The organism is Rhodococcoides fascians A25f (genome assembly GCF_000760935.2).
Taxonomy (GTDB): Bacteria; Actinomycetota; Actinomycetes; order Mycobacteriales; family Mycobacteriaceae; genus Rhodococcoides.
The window spans coordinates 1061691-1080207 of sequence record NZ_CP049744.1; the positions used below are offsets into that span (position 1 = coordinate 1061691).

Here is an 18517-nt window from a genome sequence, read left to right on the forward strand (position 1 = left end):
GCTGCATCACACCGCTCCGTGCTTGTGGTGTTGACCACAAAGGCCGCCTCTGGTTACAGTTGTGCGAATAACAAACAACTGTGCGCGATGCGCACAAAACCGAAGGGCCGACAAGTGAACGTTGACGTCGCAGTCGCGGACGGATCCAGAGCACGGAAAGCTGCCATCGGCAGCTTCGTCGGTGCCGTGGTCGAGTGGTACGACTTCCTGCTGTACGGCATCATCGCCGCGCTGGTGTTCAACTCCCAGTTCTTCCCGAGCGTCTCGCCCGCAGTCGGTGTGATGGCCGCGTTCGCGACCTTCGGTGTCGGCTTCCTCTTCCGGCCCCTCGGCGGAATCTTCTTCGGCCACTTCGGTGACCGCCTCGGACGCAAGCGCATGCTGATCTGGACGATGCTGCTGATGGGCGTCGCAACCGCGTTGATCGGCCTGGTTCCCAACTTCGAGTCGATCGGTTGGTTCGCGCCCTTGCTGCTGGTGCTGTTGCGCGCCATCCAGGGCTTCGCAGTCGGCGGTGAATGGGGTGGTGCATCCCTGATGGCTGTCGAGAGCGCGCCGGCGAAGAAGAAGGCGTTCTACAGCAGTGGCGTCCAGGTCGGCTACTCCGTCGGTCTCATCCTCGCCACCGGCGCTGTCACCATCATGAGCAACCTGCTCAGCGACGACGCATTCACCAGCTGGGGCTGGCGCGTACCGTTCCTGGCCAGTGCCGTGCTCGTACTGTTCGGCCTGTGGATCCGATCCGGTGTCGAGGAATCGCCCGTGTTCGAGCAGGCAGTCGAGGAGAGCGGCGAGAAGAAGAAGCTGCCGGTCATCCAGGCGATCACCGAGCACCCCGGCTCGTTCCTCAAGATCATCGCGCTGCGCATGGCAGAGCTGTTCACCATGTACATCGTCACCACGTTCGCGCTGAGCTACACCGTCAACGAACTGGGCTACGAACGTCAGTTCATGCTCAACGTCGCGCTGTTGGTCGGCGGCATCGGCATCCTGAGCATCCCGACCTACGCGGCAATCGCCGACCGCTTCGGCCGTAAGCCGATCTTCGTCACCGGTGCCGTCGTCGGCGCTCTGGCAGCCGTCCCCTTCTTCCTGTCCCTGCAGGCGGCCTCGGTGGTAGCGATCGTGATACTGGCCGTCATCCTGGTCAACGTCTCGCACGACATGGTGGTCTCGGTGCAGCAGCCGCTGTTCACGGAGATGTTCGGCCCCGAACTTCGCTACAGCGGAGCCGGTGTGGGCTATCAGGTCGCCAGCGCGATCGCCGGTGGCTTCACCCCGTTCATCGCAGCGGCGCTGGTCAGCTGGAACGACGGCTCGTGGCACTACGTCGCGGCGTACCTGGCTCTGGGATGCATCATCTCGGCCGTGGTCGCAGCACTGATGAAGAACATGGGCTCCTCGGATGTCACCTCCATCTCCGATCAGGCCGCCCCTGCAGCAGAAGCCGTTGTTGCAGAGCGTGTCTCGAAGTCGGTATGAGCTCACTGACTCTGGTCGGTTCGCACGCGTCCACCGCGATGTCACCCGCGCTGTGGACGCGTGCGTTCGAGATCGCCGACGTGTCGTCCAGCTACGACGCCTGGGAGGTCGCCGATGTTGCCGACCTACCCGACGTCGAGAATGCCCTCCGGGGCGGACGCACCGATGCTGCGAACGTGACGATGCCCTGGAAGCATTGGGCTGCAACGGTTGCCGACGAGGCAGATCCGGATGTAACGGTCTCCGGGGTGGCGAATCTGCTGTTCCTGCGTGCGGGAGCCCTGTTCGCGATGAACACCGACATCGCGGCGGTACGAGCGGCGACCTCGGGACGTACCTTCGGCTCGGCGCTGCTGCTCGGAGCCGGTGGCGCCGCGCACGCCGCCGCCTTCGCGTTGCAGGGCCGCATCGACAGGCTGGTGGTCTCGGACGTCGACCGGAGCTCGGCGGCCGGGCTCGTCGCCGAGCTCGGCGGGTACAACGGGTCGGCCTCGGTTGTCGACTGGTCGGATCGGGCAGTGGATCTGGACTCCTACGACCTGGTGATCAACGCGACGCCGATCGGCCGTGACGGCTCCGAGGATCAACTCGCCTGGGGAACAGGCGAACTGGCACCGTCGGCTACGGTGTACGACTTCGTGTACGCCGACACGCGCAATGCCGCCGAGGCCTATACCGCGGACCGCGGAATCGATCTGATCGATGGCTGGACGCACCTGTTCCACCAGGCCGACGCCATGGTTCGCCCGCTCGGACTACCCGAACGCATGTCCGATGCCCTGCGGCGCAGCATTCGGGAGATCTGCCCAGCTTCGGCCGGAATCAACCGATAGCGCGAAAGTGCACCCGGTTGCCGGGGGTCAGCTGTGCGGCGGCAGACATATCGCCCGCGGTGACTACGGCGATCACCGGATAGCCGCCGGTGACGGGATGGTCGGCGAGAAACAGTACCGGCTGACCGGACGGCGGAACCTGTAGCGAACCGAGAACCATTCCTTCGCTGGACAATTCGTCGTCGATCGCGCGGGTCAAGGGTTCGGTACCGTCCAGCCTGATCCCGACGCGATCCGAATCCTGCGTCACGGTCCACGGCTGCTCGAGCAGTAGCGATCGAGCGCGCTCGGTGAACCAGTTCTCGCGCGGCCCGAAGCTGACACCCAGTGCGCCGGGTTGGGCGCGTGGTGGTGCGAAATCTGCAGCGGGCCAGGACGCCTCATCGTTGCCGACAGGCAGGGCGGTGCCGGGGGTCAGGACGGCCGGGCCGATGCCCGACATCGTGTCTGTCGAGCGACTGCCCAGGACAACGGGCACGTCGATCCCGCCCCGTACGGCGAGGTAGCTGCGCAGACCCCAGGTCGGCGCGGACAGTTCCAGTTCCTGCCCCGCTCGTATCACCAGTGTCGAACAGAGTCCCTGCTCCATGCCGTCGACGCGGCAGGTCACGTGCGCACCGGTGACTGCTACGAGAGTGTCGAACTCGGCGCGTAGCGTCAGTCCGCCGAAGGTCACTTCCAGTGTCGCGGCATCGGAAGTGTTGCCCACCAGGCGGTTTGCGGCATCGTGCGACAGCAGGTCCGCGGCACCGGAGCGGCCGACGCCGATCGACGCGTGCCCCGGGCGGCCACGATCCTGCACGGTGCACAGCGGCCCCGTCCGCAGCACGGTCAGGGCCCTCATGCTTGCTCGAATCGGACAGTGGTGCCGGGGCGTAGTAATGCGGGTGGATCGCGGTCGAGGTTCCACAATTGCGCGTCCGTGCGCCCGATGAGCTGCCAGCCGCCGGGGGAGGAGCGTGGGTAGATGCCCGAGAACTCGCCCGCCAGCCCCACCGAACCAACCGGAACGCTGGTACGCGGTGAGTCTCGCCGCGGGACGTGCAGTCGGGTGTCGGTGCCGACCAGGTAGCCGAACCCGGGCGCGAAGCCGCCGAACGCGACTGTCCATGTCTGATCGAGATGTGCCGCAACGACTTCGGTGGTGGACAAGTCGGTCAGGCGGGCCACCTCGTCGAGGTCTTCGCCGTCGTAGATCACCGGGATCGTGACGGTGTCGGATCCTGCTTCCGTCCCCTCGACGGTTGGCTGTACCGACGAGATCCACTGCAGCACGGGCCCCGGCGGTCCGTCGAACGTCACCGACACAGTGCGGGCAGCCGGAACCAGATCCACGACTGGAGGCGGCGGATCGGCCGCCATCGCCCGGTAGTACGCCATTGTCTCGTCCAGTCCGTCGAATTCGACCAGCAATGCATTCTCACCGGCCGAGAGAATCTTCATCGGACGAATGCCGAGATGTCGATACCGTTGGTGCGCAGTAGGTTCGAGACGGCGGTGGCCATCGCGACTGCGCCGGGGGAGTCGCCGTGCAAGCAGATCGAGTCGGCCCGAACGTCGATGTTCGAGCCGTCCACCGCTCGGACGGTGCCGTCGGTGACCATGGTCAACACTCGCTGGGCCACGGCGTCGGGGTCCGAGAGCACCGCGCCGGGCTCCGAGCGCGAGACGAGCGTGCCCTGCGGTGTGTAGGCGCGGTCGGCGAAAGCCTCTGCGACAGTGCGCAGTCCGGCCCGTTCCGCCTCCTCGAGGAAGACCGAGCCGGGGAGCCCGAGCACCGGCAGGGTCGCGTCGTACGAGGTGACGGCCTCGACCACGGCTCGTGCCTGCTCGCGGTGATGCACGATCGCGTTGTACAGCGCCCCATGCGGTTTGACGTAGGCAACGGCAGAGCCGGCTACCTGGGCGAGCGCATCGAGTGCGCCCATCTGGTAGATCACGTCGGCGGTGAGGTCGGCGGGGGAGACGTCGAGAAAGCGTCGGCCGAACCCGGCGAGGTCGTGATAGCCGACCTGCGCTCCGATGCGCACGGCTGCTCGAGCTGCCGAACGGCACGTCCGCAACAGAGTGGTGGGATCACCGGCGTGAAAGCCGCACGCAACGTTGGCACTCGAAACCACGGCGAGCATGGCGTCGTCGTCGCCGAGAGTCCACGCGCCGTAGCTTTCGCCGAGATCGGCGTTGAGATCGATGGCCGTCACGCTGCACATCCTAGGCGGCGACGAGCCGTCCGGAATTGGCCTTACGCGTCGCACCCACAGCGCGGCAGAGGAGGTAGATGACGAACGAAATGGTCGTCACGAACGTCGAGACGGGAAGTCCGGGAGCGAGGGAGAGCAGGATGCCACCGACAGCGGCGATCTCGGCGAACAGGATGGACAGCAGCGTCGCCTTGAGCGGACTGGCCGTGACCCGCGCGGCAGCCGCGGCGGGAGTGATGAGCAGCGAGAGCACCAGCAGGGCTCCGACTATCTGGACGCCCAGCGCACACGCCACGCCGACGAGAACGGCGAACACGACCGAGAGCGCGCGGACGGGGACGCCGCGGGCCAGCGCCACCTCGGGATCGGTACTGGCGAACAGCAGCGGCCGGTAGACCACCGCGAGCACGATCAACACCAACACCGCGCACACCAGCAGCAGCTGAATTCCGCTCTGCCCCACGCCGACGATCTGGCCGATGAGCAGTGAGAAGCTGGTGCCGGTTCGGCCCGGGTAGAGCCAGATGAACAGCACCGACAGGCCGAGCCCGAACGACATGATGACGCCGATGACCGAGTCGCGGTCGCGGGCTTTGTTGCCGAGCAGTGCGAACATCACCGCCGCAACGACCGAGCCGACGATGGCACCGAGACCGACGGTGATGCCGACGAGCAGGGCTGCGGATGCACCGGTGAGCGAGAGTTCGCTGGATCCGTGCACCGCAAAAGCCCACTGCCGGCTGACGATCAACGGCCCGAGAGCGCCCGCGAGCAGCCCGAGAATTGCGGCCGCGATCAGCGCCTGTTGCACGAAGTCGTAGGTCAGCAGGTTGGCGGTGGTGTCGAAGTCGAGCATCTTCGAGAATGCCTCGAGAACCTTCTCGTTCATGCCTTGTCTTCTCTGTCGTGCGGCACGGGTGGATGGTGGGCGCCCGCCGAGCCGAGCGCATCGATCGAGTCGCCGGTCCCGACGACCACGAGTCGGCCGCGGACTTTCAGCACCTCGACCTCGGTGCCGTAGAGCTCGGACAACACCTCGGTGTTCATGACCTCCTCGGGAGTTCCGATGCGGAACCGGCCGTCGACGATGTAGACGATGCGGTCGACGAGCGGGAGGATCGGGTTGATCTCGTGAGTGACGAACAGGACGGCTGTCTCGTGCTCACGCCGTCGACGATCGATGAGGCTCGAGACCAGTGACTGGTTGGCGAGGTCGAGACTGAGCAGGGGCTCGTCGCACAGCAGGACCGAGGGGTCCCCGACGAGTGCCTGGGCAATGCGCAGTCGCTGCTGCTCCCCGCCGGACATCGAGCCGACCGGTGCACCCGCGAAGGAGTTGGCGTCGACCTGATCGATCGCTCGCTGCACCGTTTCCTTGCGCTGTCGCATGCCGCGCAGTCCCATGCCCCATTTGTGGCCGTCCCAGCCCAGGCCGACGAGATCGCGTCCGCGCAACGGCAGATCGTCGTCGATGTTGCGTTGCTGGGGGACGTAGCCGACTCCCGACTGGCCGCGATGGACAGGATCACCGTCGATCGCGGCTGTGCCGGACGTGAGCTGATTCTGGCCGAGCAACACCTTGAGCAGAGACGTCTTACCCGACCCATTGGGGCCGAGAACGGCGACGAATTCGCCCTTCTCGACCGTCAGGTCCAGGTTCTGCCACAGCGTGCGCTCGCCGAACGCCAGTCCGGCATCGCGCAGTTCTACAGCAGGCATGTACTACAGCTTTCCATCACGCCGGTTCGGGTCAGGAGGCGGTGGTGAGGGCGGCCCGAAGATCCGTCGCAGCCTTGGTCTGCCACTCGATGTACGTCATGCCTGCGGGCAGTGTTTCGGTGACCTCGACGACGGGGATGCCCGCGGCCTCGCTGGTGGAGCGAATGTCCTGGGTGACGGCATCCTCGGTCTGAATGTTGTAGACCAACGCGCGAACGGACTTGGACGTGAACAGATCTCGCGTCGCGGCGATGGAGGCGGGCGACGGATCGTTGCCTTCCTCGATGGAGTCCTTGAAGTCCTCGGGGGTGCGATCGTCGAGTCCCGACTCCTCGATCAGGTAGTGCGCGATCGGTTCGGTCTGTGCCACCGGCGCATTCGGGAAATCGGCGGCAATCTGTGCGGTCACGTCGGTGATGGCGTGGACCTGCTCGTGGAACGCCTCGGCGTTGGCGGTGTACTGCGCGGCGTTGTCGGGATCGAGCTGACCGAGCTTGTCGGCGATCTCCTCGGCGGTGTGCGCTGCCACCTCGGCGTTGTACCAGACGTGTTCGTTGACCTCGCCGTGCGAATGACCGTCGTCCGTCGTCGGTTCGGCAGTTGCATCGGAGGTGGGCTCGGAGTCGTGATCGTGGCTGTCGTCGAGCAGGGTGAAGGCGTCGACCGACGGCACATCCTTGCCCTCGGAGCCGAGGATGTCCTCGATGAACTGGTCGTAGCCACCGCCGTTGTAGACCACGAGCGACGACTCGGAGACGGCAGCCGCGTCGGCCGGGCTCGCCTCGTAGGAATGCGGGTCCGCGGAGGGATCGGAGATGATCGACGTCACTGTCGCGAGGTCACCGGCAACCGCCTCGGCGACGCTTCCCCAGACGTTGGTGGACGCGACGATCGTGATCGGCCCGTCGACGGGGGTAGCGGGGGCGGACTCGGTGCTCGCGGGATCGCTGGAGCTGCATGCGCTCAAAGTGAGGGCTGCGGCGCAGGTCAGGCCCAGTGCGGCCATGAGCGTGGTCCGGGACGCGCGATGGATGGACGACATCGATGTACTCCTGATGGGCAATGCTTGACGCTAATGGAAACCGTTACCGTTGTACTCTAGCGCTCGTCGGGGCTCTCGATCGAATCGGACGAAGGCGACCTCGAATTTCTCCGGAGTGCGTTGTGGGACTAACGTCCCGGTAATGGTCAGGTCGAGCGAACCGCGACGTCAAGCGACGTTGGCGTCGATTGCTGCCGAGCTGAAGGTATCGCGCACCACTGTCTCGAACGCCTACAACCGACCGGATCAGCTCTCTCCCGAACTGCGCGAACGCGTACTGCAGGCGGCCAAACGGCGCGGCTACGCCGGCCCCGACCCGGTCGCCCGATCGCTGCGTACCCGCAAGGCCGGGGCCATCGGGCTGCTCCTTACCGAGGCCCTGAGCTACTCCTTCCGTGACCCGGCCGCCATGAGCTTCCTCGCAGGCCTCGCCGAATCCTGCGAGGCCGCAGGGCAAGGCCTACTGCTGATTCCCGCCGGTGCCGAACGCGACGACGTCCAGGCCGCTGCCGTGGTGCAGCAGGCGGGAGTCGACGGATTCGTCGTGTACTCCGTCGCCGACGACGACCCCTACCTCGCTGCCGTGCGCGAACGCCACCTGCCGATCGTCGTCTGCGACCAGCCCCGCAACATCCCCGAGGCCGCCCTCGTCGCCATCGACGACCGCGTCGCCATGAAAATGCTTGCCGCACATCTCATCTCGCTCGGACACGAGCATCTCGCCGTGCTGTGCATGCGGCTCGGACGCGACCGCCGCGATGGCGTCGTACCCCCGGGGCGGCTGGCGGACAGTCACTTCCACGTCCAACGCGAACGTATCGCCGGAGTGCAGGCCGCGATGATCGACGCCGGACTCGACCCCGACACCCTCACCGTCGTCGAACGCTTCGACCACACCGTTCGCTCCGGCCACTCCGCCGCGGCCCAAGCACTGCAAGCCAATCGCGAAACCACGGCGTTGCTCTGCACCACCGACGTCATCGCGCTCGGTGCACTCAACTTCGCGCGGGTCTCCGGAATCGATGTGCCGAGCCAACTTTCGGTCACCGGATTCGACGGCATCTCCGACGCCATCCGCGAGAACCTCACCACCGTGCGCCAGGACGCCGAGGAAAAAGGCCGTCGAGCCGGAAAACTGGTGCTCTCGTCCTCGCATTCGGGCATCGTCGCCGCCGAAACCCTGCCGACCGAACTCTTCCGCGGCCGAACCGCGGGACCGCCGCCGGAGCAACCGCCCGCTATTGCCTGACCTCTGCCGTCGCCCGCTCGCCTTCTCGCCCGCCCCCCCATTCACCCGCCCCATTTTCGGCTCGCCCCCTATTTGGGATCAATGTGGACTTCAGTCACTCTGAGTGCAACAAAGCCGCATTCATTCAATGTCAGCCGGAAGCCCGTTCGGGATGAATGTGGGTTTCAGTCGGTCTGAGTGCAACAAAGGCGCATTGATCCCAATCGGGAAGGGGTGGGGCGGGGACGCGCATGGGGGGCGGGGGTGGGAGTCAGGCAGGTTGGGCGCTGAGCAATCTCGCGCAACGCAGCAGACCCAGGTGACTGTAGGCCTGCGGATGGTTGCCGAGTGATCGTTCGGCGATGGGGTCGTATTCCTCACTGAGCAGTCCGGTGGGGCCTGCGGCACTGACCAGTTGGGCGAACAAGGCCTCGGCTTCGGCGCGCTGTCCCACCAACAGGTATGCCTCGACGAGCCAGGCGGCGCAGAGGTGGAATCCGCCTTCGCCGCCGGGGAGTCCGTCGTCGTGGCGGTAGCGGTAGACGGTCGATCCACTTCGCAGTTCGGCCTCGGTGGCGGTGACGGTGGCGGCGAAGCGGGGGTCGGCCGGATCGATCAGCCCGGACAGGCCGATGTACAACGTTGCGGCGTCGAGGTCGGTGCCGTCGTAGGCGGCGGTGAAGGACTGCACCTCGTCGTTCCAGCCATTGGCGAGCACTTCCTCGCGGATGGTCTCGCGCAGTGGTGCCCAGCTCGATTCGGCTGTGCGACCGAAGGTTTCGGCCAGACCGATGGCGCGATCGACGGTGATCCACCCCATCACCTTCGAGTAGACGTGGTGGCGGGGATTGTCGCGGATCTCCCAGATGCCGTGATCGGGCTCGAACCAACGTCGCTCGACGGCTTCGACCATGGCGCAGACGAGTTCCCAGTCGTCGTCGGAGAGGCCGTTCTCCGAACCTGCGGCCTTACGTGCGTGTGCGAGGGCGGACACCAATTCGACAATGGGGCCGAAGACGTCCAGCTGAACCTGTTGGTTGGCAGCATTTCCCACGCGCACCGGACGTGAACCGGCGTAGCCGGGGAGCTCGTCGATGACGGCCTCGGGTGGAAGTCCCAGGCCCCAGATCGTGTACAGCGGGTGTAGACGCTCGGGGCCGGACACCGATTCCAGTACTCCGTGGATCCAGGACAGGTAGTTCTCGGCCTCGGCCACCGATCCCACGTCCACCAGTGCGGTCGCGGTGAGTGCAGCGTCACGCAACCAGCAGTAGCGGTAGTCCCAGTTACGCACTCCGCCGATATCTTCGGGCAGTGAAGTGGTGGCGGCCGCCATGATCGAACCGGACTCGGCGTGCACCAGGCCGCGCAGAGTCAGTGCCGATCGCTTCATCAGATCGCGCTTGAGCGGCGGCAGGTCCAGGCCGTCGGCCCAGTCCTTCCAGTAGGCCTCCGATGCGCGACGGCGCTCGAACTCGGCCCAGGGGTGCTCGCTCAGATCGTCTGTGCCGAGCCGCAATTCGAGAACGATCGGCCCGTTCGAGGGATCGACCTCTGCATGCGCTGTCTGCTGCGACCCGTCGGAGACGATGTTCCAGGTGACGCCGGGGCTACGCAGCACCATCGGGTCGGCCGTCCCGAGAATGCGCAGGCCGTCGGCGTCGGGTTCCAGTGATGCCCACGCTTTTCCGAATTCCGGACGCGGCGCGAACGTCACCACAGCGGTTGCCTTGCCGGTGATGACGCGGGTCAACGCGGTCTGGCCCTGGCCGATGTCGTGTGGCAGGTAGTCGGTGACCTGCAGGCTGGCCCATTTGGTCTGCACCGTCATGGTGCCGTCCACGTACTGCTGACTGAGCGGCAACGATGCGCGGGTGGGTCCGACGCTGAAGTGACCGGCCTGATCGCCGCCGAGCAGATGTGCGAACACGGCCGCGGAGTCGGGTTCGGGGTGACACAGCCAGGTGACATCGGCATCGGGGGTCAGCAGCGCAACGGCATTGGGGCTGGCCAGCATCGTCAGACGTTCGATGCGCGGGGCGTCGGCACCCGAGAGCCACTGCCGACGCTCCTCCAACAGGAACGCCAACGCCAGCGCGACCTGTTCGGTGCTGTCGATGCGGAATTCGGCAAGGGTCTCGCCCGGCCCGATCTTGACCCCGATATCGGGGCCGTGCAGGTGGCTGAAGGCCTTCTCGTCGGTGACGTCGTCGCCGAAAAAGACTGCAGCAGTGGCTGCTTCCTGATGGCGAAGGATGTCGAGCGCGACTCCCTTGTCGGTGACGATGACCGCGAGCTCGATGACGGACTTGCCTTCGGTGACCTGGACGCCGTCGCGTGCTGCTGCGCCGGAACGCACGGCCGCGAGCGCCTCGTCACCGGCGGCGGTCTCGGCGTTGCGCACGTGCAGCGCGACGCTGGCCGGCTTGGTCTCGATACTCACGCCGGGATGGGCGTCGGCGATGGCCTGCAGTTCTCCGGTGATGAGGGTGAGGAGCTTCTTGGCGTCGTCGTCGATGGCGTTGACGAACCCGGCGTCGAACTCGCTGCCGTGGCTGCCCACCAACTGCACCTCGGACGGCAGCCGAGAGAGGATCGCGAGATCGCGGAGGGCGCGCCCGGAGATGACGGCGGCGTTGGTGCCGGCCAGTGAGGCGAGCCCGCGCATGGCGCTCACCGACTCGGGATGCGGGAAGGCCTTCTGTGGGTCGGAGACGATCGGTGCCATGGTGCCGTCGTAATCGGACGCGACGAGCAGACGCGGAGTCCGAGCTACTCCAACGAGTGCGCGGCGTAGTTCGAGCGGCAATTCGAGAGCAGTCACCCGTCGAATCTAGGCGATGAACCCCGCCTCGGCGTACCTGGCTTTGTGCGCTCTGTGTATCACTGCTGGTCGGGCACCAGACCGGGCGACGGCGTCACACCCGAGGCCGCCGACATCGATGCGGCGGACTTGGTGACGATGGCCAACATGGCTCGCTGTGCGGCGTCGGCGTCGCCGGACTGGATCGACGAGGCGACCACCCCGTGCAGACGGATCGCCTCCGGGTCTGCCTGCCTCGACATCAGGGCGTGCCGGGTGCGTCCGGCGAGAACTTCCACCACGATGTCGGACATCGACCGCAACATCGGATTGCCCGACGCGGCGAGCAGCGTCCGATGAAAGTTGCAATCGTGTTCGAGATACGCCTCGGAGTCGGCCGCGCGGGACGTCGACGACATTCCGATGACGGCGGCTGTCAATGCGCCGCACTGCTCGGGCGTTGCTCGGTGAGCTGCCAGCTTGGCTGCCAAAGGCTCGATGCCCGAACGTAATTCGCTGAGCAGTAACAGTTGTTCCGCGCGCGCGGGCCCGGCCAGCTGCCAGCGAATTACCACCGGATCCAGTGAGTTCCAGTTCTCGGAACCCTGCACGGTGATCCCGACGCGCCGCCGCACGGTGAGCAACCCCAGCGACTCGAGAACCCGGACCACTTCCCGTACGACCGTCCGCGAGACGGTGAACCGCACGGCGACGTCGTCGGCCGAGATTCGGGTTCCGCCCGGGATCGCGCCGCTGACGATGTCGCGACCGAGCTCGTCGAGAACCGAATCGTGCAGTTGGCGGAAATCATTGGTCTCGGTCATGTCCGATCGATCGTCCCACGGGTGGCCCGGTTTCTCGCGTCTGTCCGATCCGAACGAGCTCGATGCAGCAGTATCGAGGGATGGCATCGCAGACGACAGGCAGAGCGCATCATCCGGTTCTCGTGGTGATGGGAGTGTCCGGATCGGGCAAGTCCACGGTGGCGGGCATCCTCGCCGGGGCGTTGAAATGGGACCTACAGGAGGGCGACGACCTGCACCCGGACGCCAACGTGGCGAAGATGGCGTCGGGGCAGCCGTTGACCGACGAGGACAGGTGGCCGTGGCTCGACGTGATCGCGGAGTGGATCACCGACCACACCACGACGGGCCGATCCGGGATCGTGACGTGCTCGGCGCTCAAACGGTCGTATCGGGACGTGCTCAGTGCCGCTTCGAGGGAGGGTGCGGAGGTGATCTTCGTTCATCTGGCCGGAACCAAGGATCGGATCAGCGGGCGCCTCAATGCCCGGATGGACCACTTCATGCCGTCCTCGTTGCTCGATACCCAGATCTCGACACTCGAGCCGCTCGGTGAGGACGAGAACGCCATCGTCGTCGACATCGGCCCGCCTCCGACGAAGATCGCCGAACAGGTCCTCGTCGAGCTCGAGAAGCGGGCAGGGATGTCGGAGAGCCATTGACGGTCGGGTTTCAAGCAAGCGCGCTTGCTTTTAAGTACTACGAATGAACGAAGGAGCTTGTAAAAGTACGACGAATGAGGGAAGGTGAGCTTGTTCACTTTTTCAGTGAGGAGACAGCTCATGGTGCGAGGCGCACCCGCCAGGCCGGTCCAACTTCCCGTCCCCAACGCAGATGTGTGGGACTGGCAACTCGACGGCCTGTGTCGTGGACTTGACTCGTCCGTGTTCTTCCACCCCGAGGGTGAACGGGGCCGCGCCCGCTCCTCGCGTGAAAAGGCCGCCAAGCAGGTCTGCGGTCGCTGCCCGGTCCTCGACCAATGCCGCAGGCACGCACTCGAAGCGAACGAGCCCTATGGAGTGTGGGGCGGAATGTCGGCACACGACCGCGCCGACGTCTACCGCGGAGCCGTCCGTACCGCTTGATTCTGCTGCACCGAAACCTGTCGGTGGTCTCGTGTTTCATGACGACCCATGAACAAGGTCCTGCGTGCCACGCTCGTCAGTGCGGTCGTCATCACCACCGTCATCGGAATTGCGTCGTTCGTGCTGAGTTTCGCCGCACTGTGGGATCTCGCCACGATGGCGGGTGTCCCGCGCTCGCTGTCATGGCTGTGGCCCGTGATCGTCGACGGCACCATTCTCCAAGCGACCATCTCCGTGATCGCGCTCGCCCAGTTCGAGGATCAACGCAGTGGCCGACGCTTCTTCTGGGGTGTGTTGATCACCGCGGCCCTGGTCAGTATCGGCGCAAATGCCATGCACGCCTTCATATCCGATGCCGGCATGCTGCATCCCGCTCTGTCGGCGGCCATCGCGACCGTCGCCCCGGTGAGTCTGTTGGCCGCGACGCACGGGCTCGGCATTCTCGTTCGCGTCCCCGCAGAACTGCCGAAGACCATCGACATCTCGGACGCCGAGGAACCGAACACCGACGAACACGTTGCCACCGTTTCGAGAGCTGAGTCGGCGGAATCCGAACTCCTCGCACCGGCTCCCGCCATGCCGGTCCCACTCCCGAATACCGAACCCGTCGAGCGAGTCCGCATCGAGCAGCCCGTGCCTGAACCAGCGGTGGCATCGGTGCGCGTCGTCGAACCTCTCGACGAGGTGGATCGCTGGATTCTCGACGAAGAACGGGTGGACGATCTCTATCCCGTCGACGCCCCGTGACACCCGGTGGCACCATCGAAGGATGAGTCCACAATTGCCGAGATCCGTAGTTCCGGAGAAGCCGAAGCCCGGCCAGGAATCCGTCTGGGATTACCCCCGTCCGCCGAGCCTCGAGTCCTCGAACCGTTCGCTCGTCGTTCGACTCGGAGGCGAGGTGGTCGCCCGCACCACCGCCGCCTACCGCGTACTCGAGACCAGCCATCCACCCACCTGGTACATCTCGCCGGCTGACGTCGTTCCGGGTGCGTTGACCCCTTCGGCAGCGCGCTCGACGCACTGCGAGTGGAAAGGCGCGGCAACGTACTGGGACGTGCACGGCGGAGACGCCGTTGCAGAGGCAGCCGGATGGAGCTACGAGAACCCGACGCCACGGTTCGCCGCGATCGCGGGTTACCTGGCCTTCTCGCCCAGCCGTCTGCAGTGCGAAATCGATGGAGAAGCGGTCCGACCGCAGGAAGGCGGTTTCTACGAGGGCTGGATCACCGACGACGTCGTCGGCCCGTTCAAGGGAATTCCGGGCTCCTACGGCTGGTGACGCCTCACTCCGCGGGCAATTGGGCGCGGGCGATGATCTGAATCGAGCTCGCCGCACCGGGATCGCTGCCGGTCACCAGCACGTTCCCGGTGCGCGGATCGACCGCGACGGAATTGGCCTGTGTCACCGTCGGGACGTCGCCCAGAATTCGCGGAGCAGTGGGATCCGACACGTCGACCACCCGCAGTAGGTTCGACGCGGTCAAGGTCACGAACAGCAGCTGACGGTCGGTGTCCACGGCGAGCCCGTACGGGTTGCCGGGTGCGTCGATCGACGCGATCTGACGAATAGCCCCAGCGGCGTCGACCGATGTGAGCAGGACTGCTCCGCCGTCGGTGTCGGCGAATCCGGCCGTCGTCTCGTTCACCGTCTCTGCATGCGTGAGCTTGACGCCGATCGGGGCCTGCGCCACCTCGCGTTGTGCCGCGCCTTCGTAGACCCACACGCCGTTGCCCTGCACGTCTGCGACGGCTGCGTACGGCCCGACGGCTGCGACTCCACCGGGTTGGACGGGGCCCGGCGGTAGCTCCGACAGCACCGAGCCGTCGCGCAGAAAGATCACTCCGCCACCCATTTCGTTGGTGGCCACGATCGTGCCGTCGGAGGTCGAGACGGCATCGTGCGGCTGACGGCCCACACCGGTGGCGGTCGACAGGATCGCGCCGTCGTCGAGTGAGACCTCGACCAGCTCGTCGCTGCCTTCGAGCGGTGCCAGCACCGGGCCGTCGGGGCCGGCGAGCGAGAGATGCCGTGGTGCTCCGGTCGTCTGGACCATTTGTCGCACGACACCTGTCGCCGAGTCGAACAGCACCACACCGTCGGGCTCTCGGACCGCTGCGGCAGCGATCCCGGATGTCCCGACCACAACACCTTCGGGAGCGCCCGGTAGCGCGACGACGGTGCCGATCGGGTCGGCCGAATCCGGAGCCTGTGCGGGCTCGGCCGCCGGAGTCGTTGCCGGAGCGGACGGTTCGGTAGGGGATTCGGCGGCAGAGCATCCGGCCACCAGCACACAGGCTACTGCCACCGCAACCAGGCGCGCCCTCATCGGCGGTACTGCTCGAAGTGGAGGGCGTCGTCGAGGGGACGCCGAGAGCGCCAACCGAAGCGCTCCAGATCCGGCACCTCCTGGAACGACTCGACCGGGCCGACGCACAGCCAAGCGATGGGACGCACCGGAGCGGGGATGTCGAGCAACTCGGTGAGGTACGCCTCGTCGTAGAACGAGACCCAGCCGACGCCGACGTTCTCGGCAATCGCTGCCAGCCATAGGTTCTCGATCGCGAGCACAGCAGAGAACAATCCGGTGTCGTCGACGGTGTCGCGGCCCAGGACGTGCCGTCCTCCACGGTTCGGATCGTAAGTGACCACCACTCCGGTCCCGCTTGTTTCGATCCCCTCGATCCGAATGGGGTCGAACGTCTTTCGGCGTTCGGCATCGAGCTTGTCGGCGAAATCCTGTCGGCAGCCCGCGACGTGGGCGGCGAATGCGCTCAACGTGTCGGGCTTGCGGACCACGACGAAGTCCCAGGGCTGGGTGTTGCCGACGCTCGGGGCCTGATGCGCGGCACCGAGGATGCGGCGCAGCGTGTCGTCGCCGACGACGGTTCCGTCGAACTCGGCACGGACATCGCGTCGAGATCGAATCGCGGCGTACACCGACAGGGCTGCCTCGGTCATGCTATCCGTTCTCCTGTAACAGTTTTCAAGCGAGTGTTCTGTTCAGCGACGAGGGCGGGCAGTAGATCCGATGAGGTGGGTCTGCCGAGGTGGTACCCCTGGGCACGCCCGCATCGCAGTTCGCGTAGCGCGGTCATCGTCATCTCGTCCTCCACGCCCTCTGCAGTCACCGACAACCCCAGCGTACGGGCGAGCTCGACGGTCGATCGTACGATCGCGGCGTGTGCGGGATCGTGGGCCATCCCGCCGACGAAGGCTCGATCCATCTTGAGCTCCTGCACCGGTAACCGTTCGATGTAGGCGAGCGAACTGTATCCCGTGCCGTAGTCGTCGATGGCGACCTGTACGCCCATCGCATGCAGAATCGACAGCATCTCGGTTGCACCCACAGGGTCGGTCATTGCCGAGGTCTCTGTCACTTCCAGTGTCAATCGTTCTGCAGGGCAGTTGAATTCCCTCAACGCGGTGCGTACTTGCGCGATCAGGGTGTCGTCGAACAGGTTGCGGGTCGAGATGTTGACGGCCATCTGTAGATCCAGTCCGTCCATTGCCCAGAGACTGCGTTGGGCGAGCGCACGGGTGAGCACGTAGCTCGTCAGCGGCCGAATCAGCCCGGTCCGTTCGGCGGTGGGTAGAAATGCGCTGGGCGCAAGCAGCATCCCGTTCGGATGATGCCACCGCAGCAACGCCTCAACGCCGACGACAGTCATCGACTCGAGATCGACCTGGGGTTGATACAGCAGTTCCAGCTGGTCGGACCCGAGTGCCGTGGTCAACTCGCCGAGCATGATCAGTTGCGCGCTCGTGTCGCGGTCCATGGAGCGGTCGTAGAACGCGACGCGCGACTGCGTCGCCTTCGCGGCCTGCACGGCGAGATCGGCACGCTGCACCAGCCGATCCGGGGTGGCCTCGTCCTCGCCCTCGGCGATGGGAAGGCTGAACGCCACACCCACACTCGCCTCGATCAGCAGCGTCATGGTGCCCACATCGAACGGGGCAGCGAACCGCCGCTGAATCTCGTGAGCCAGTTCGGTCGGGTCCATCGAATCCGCCGTCCCGCACAGCGCGAACTCGTCACCTGCCAAGCGCGCCAACATGATCGAATCGTCGACGACACCCCGCAGTCTGTCGGCGACCGCCACGAGAACCTGATCGCCCAGGCCGCGTCCGAATGTGTCGTTGATTTCCTTGAATCGGTCGATGTCGACCGTCAGCAAGGTGGTGTCGCCCGCGTTCTGCCAAATTCTGTGTTCAAGAGCGCGGAGGTTGGCGAGACCGGTGAGGTGGTCGGTGTCGGCAGCGGCGCGGAGCCGCACGGTTTGGGTGTGGAGCAAGCGCAGCAGATCCGTGATGCGGAATATCACCAGAATCACCAACGCCGATGCGCAGAGCAGAACTGCCCAGACCCACTGCGCGATCGGCTCGTCGCGAATCACCTCGATGAACATGACCGTCGGAGCCGTCAGGGTAGCGGCGGTCAAGACGACGACCGTAGGGGTGGTGAACGATGCCATCAGGTGTGCTTCGGGTTCGATGTTCGGGCTCGTTATTCGCCGCATGGACGGATGCAGGGCGGCGACGCCGATGAGGACGTACGACATGGTCCACCCGGCGTCGATCAGTGAGCGCTCCGACGACGGCTCCGAAACGATCGAGAAATTGTTGACGATATCGGTGACGACCAGCAGCAATACTGCCGCCGTCAGCAAACGGTAGGACAGAGTGCGCCATTGTCGTGAGCCGACGAAGTGGGCCAGCAACCCGAGTAGAAAGATGTCCATGGCGGGGTACGCCACGTCGACAAGGCCGGCTGTCCCCGAAATGCCGTCGTTGCCGAGCGTCGGCTGCACGGCGAACACCCAGGTGAGCAATCCGAACGCGACCATGACGATGGCGCTGTTGGCGACGTGACCGCGCTCGCTCGCTCGCCATTTGTGTCGGACCAGCAGAAACAGGCCGAACCCGTAGATCGGGTAGGCCACCAGATAGAACGCGTCGGCGAGCGAGGGTTCGGGAACGCTGCCCCTCGTGACGTCGATCCACTCGAACACGACGTCGCCGACGACCCAGAGCCCGGTGCCCAGCGCGATGGTCAACCACGCAGTGCGATTGCTCGGCCGGTGCATCCTGGTGCCGATCACGGTGGCCGCAACAGCGGATGCACCGACGAGCACGAAGATCGATTGTGCCGCGGCGATGCTCGGAACCGCGAAGTAGGCGAGGCAGCCGAGTACGCCGAGGGCTGCGTACCACCGCCACCAGGCCGTCACGATTCTCTCCAGCCGTTCACGCCGATCCGACGACTCAACAATGGCACACTCGGTGATCTGGGTCACTTCGGCTGTCTCGATTGCTCTGC

General features: G+C 65.7%; 18 protein-coding genes. 7 read left to right on the forward strand and 11 right to left on the reverse strand.

Going from position 1 to position 18517, the window contains the following annotated elements; genetic code table 11:
* Positions 1 to 87 precede the first annotated feature (87 nt).
* Together shiA and BH93_RS05025 are read left to right on the forward strand one after the other, a co-directional pair.
* Positions 88 to 1482 (forward strand): shikimate transporter, encoded by a 1395-nt coding sequence (shiA, locus tag BH93_RS05020; RefSeq protein ID WP_052065955.1) that lies wholly within the window; start codon positions 88 to 90, stop codon positions 1480 to 1482.
* Entirely contained in the window at positions 1479 to 2315 is an 837-nt protein-coding gene (locus BH93_RS05025; protein WP_037178118.1) for a shikimate dehydrogenase family protein, read from the forward strand. Before shiA ends, BH93_RS05025 begins: the two co-directional genes overlap by 4 nt.
* On the opposite strand, the gene BH93_RS05030 is transcribed toward BH93_RS05025, so the two are convergent.
* Genes BH93_RS05030 through BH93_RS05055 form a run of 6 tightly spaced genes read right to left on the reverse strand, consistent with a single transcriptional unit; the run spans position 2305 to position 7277 of the window.
* Positions 2305 to 3159 (reverse strand): biotin-dependent carboxyltransferase family protein, encoded by an 855-nt coding sequence (locus BH93_RS05030; protein ID WP_037178116.1) that lies wholly within the window; start codon positions 3157 to 3159, stop codon positions 2305 to 2307. The genes BH93_RS05025 and BH93_RS05030 overlap by 11 nt on opposite strands.
* Positions 3156 to 3758: a 5-oxoprolinase subunit PxpB gene (pxpB, locus tag BH93_RS05035; protein ID WP_037178114.1), complete on the reverse strand. Its 603-nt coding sequence runs from the start codon at positions 3756 to 3758 to the stop codon at positions 3156 to 3158. Before pxpB ends, BH93_RS05030 begins: the two co-directional genes overlap by 4 nt.
* Positions 3755 to 4516 (reverse strand): LamB/YcsF family protein, encoded by a 762-nt coding sequence (locus BH93_RS05040; protein WP_037178245.1) that lies wholly within the window; start codon positions 4514 to 4516, stop codon positions 3755 to 3757. Before BH93_RS05040 ends, pxpB begins: the two co-directional genes overlap by 4 nt.
* Before the next feature lie 10 nt (positions 4517 to 4526).
* On the reverse strand, positions 4527 to 5405 hold the full coding sequence (locus tag BH93_RS05045) for a metal ABC transporter permease (RefSeq protein ID WP_032401506.1): 879 nt from the start codon (positions 5403 to 5405) through the stop codon (positions 4527 to 4529).
* On the reverse strand, positions 5402 to 6235 hold the full coding sequence (locus BH93_RS05050) for a metal ABC transporter ATP-binding protein (protein ID WP_037178111.1): 834 nt from the start codon (positions 6233 to 6235) through the stop codon (positions 5402 to 5404). The genes BH93_RS05045 and BH93_RS05050 overlap by 4 nt, the downstream gene beginning before the upstream one ends.
* 31 nt (positions 6236 to 6266) lie before the next feature.
* Positions 6267 to 7277, reverse strand: coding sequence for a metal ABC transporter solute-binding protein, Zn/Mn family (locus BH93_RS05055; RefSeq protein WP_197914551.1), 1011 nt, complete (start codon positions 7275 to 7277; stop codon positions 6267 to 6269).
* Between the two features lie 142 nt (positions 7278 to 7419).
* Between BH93_RS05055 and BH93_RS05060 the strand changes: the two genes are divergently transcribed.
* Positions 7420 to 8526, forward strand: a complete 1107-nt coding sequence (locus BH93_RS05060; protein WP_032380155.1) for a LacI family DNA-binding transcriptional regulator — start codon at positions 7420 to 7422, stop codon at positions 8524 to 8526.
* Between the two features lie 250 nt (positions 8527 to 8776).
* On the opposite strand, the gene otsB is transcribed toward BH93_RS05060, so the two are convergent.
* Positions 8777 to 11329 (reverse strand): trehalose-phosphatase, encoded by a 2553-nt coding sequence (gene otsB, locus BH93_RS05065; protein ID WP_037172141.1) that lies wholly within the window; start codon positions 11327 to 11329, stop codon positions 8777 to 8779.
* A 59-nt stretch (positions 11330 to 11388) separates the two neighbouring features.
* Positions 11389 to 12132, reverse strand: coding sequence for a FadR/GntR family transcriptional regulator (locus BH93_RS05070; RefSeq protein ID WP_032380157.1), 744 nt, complete (start codon positions 12130 to 12132; stop codon positions 11389 to 11391).
* An 80-nt stretch (positions 12133 to 12212) separates the two neighbouring features.
* Between BH93_RS05070 and BH93_RS05075 the strand changes: the two genes are divergently transcribed.
* The 4 genes from BH93_RS05075 (at position 12213) to BH93_RS05090 (ending at position 14478) form a co-directional block, all read left to right on the forward strand.
* Positions 12213 to 12773, forward strand: coding sequence for a gluconokinase (locus BH93_RS05075; RefSeq protein WP_032401511.1), 561 nt, complete (start codon positions 12213 to 12215; stop codon positions 12771 to 12773).
* 120 nt (positions 12774 to 12893) lie between these two features.
* Complete coding sequence (locus tag BH93_RS05080) at positions 12894 to 13196, forward strand: WhiB family transcriptional regulator (protein WP_080730720.1); 303 nt, start codon at positions 12894 to 12896, stop codon at positions 13194 to 13196.
* Positions 13197 to 13244: 48 nt separating this feature from the next.
* Entirely contained in the window at positions 13245 to 13943 is a 699-nt protein-coding gene (locus BH93_RS05085) for a DUF2637 domain-containing protein (RefSeq protein ID WP_037172138.1), read from the forward strand.
* Positions 13944 to 13965: 22 nt separating this feature from the next.
* Positions 13966 to 14478 (forward strand): DUF427 domain-containing protein, encoded by a 513-nt coding sequence (locus BH93_RS05090; protein WP_032380167.1) that lies wholly within the window; start codon positions 13966 to 13968, stop codon positions 14476 to 14478.
* 4 nt (positions 14479 to 14482) lie between these two features.
* On the opposite strand, the gene BH93_RS05095 is transcribed toward BH93_RS05090, so the two are convergent.
* The 3 genes from BH93_RS05095 to BH93_RS05105 are packed head-to-tail and all read right to left on the reverse strand — an operon-like array spanning position 14483 to position 18428.
* Positions 14483 to 15526, reverse strand: a complete 1044-nt coding sequence (locus BH93_RS05095) for a hypothetical protein (protein ID WP_037172137.1) — start codon at positions 15524 to 15526, stop codon at positions 14483 to 14485.
* Entirely contained in the window at positions 15523 to 16143 is a 621-nt protein-coding gene (bluB, locus tag BH93_RS05100; protein ID WP_196249226.1) for a 5,6-dimethylbenzimidazole synthase, read from the reverse strand. Before bluB ends, BH93_RS05095 begins: the two co-directional genes overlap by 4 nt.
* A gap of 11 nt (positions 16144 to 16154) precedes the next feature.
* Positions 16155 to 18428, reverse strand: a complete 2274-nt coding sequence (locus tag BH93_RS05105; RefSeq protein ID WP_080738946.1) for a putative bifunctional diguanylate cyclase/phosphodiesterase — start codon at positions 18426 to 18428, stop codon at positions 16155 to 16157.
* Positions 18429 to 18517 lie beyond the last annotated feature (89 nt).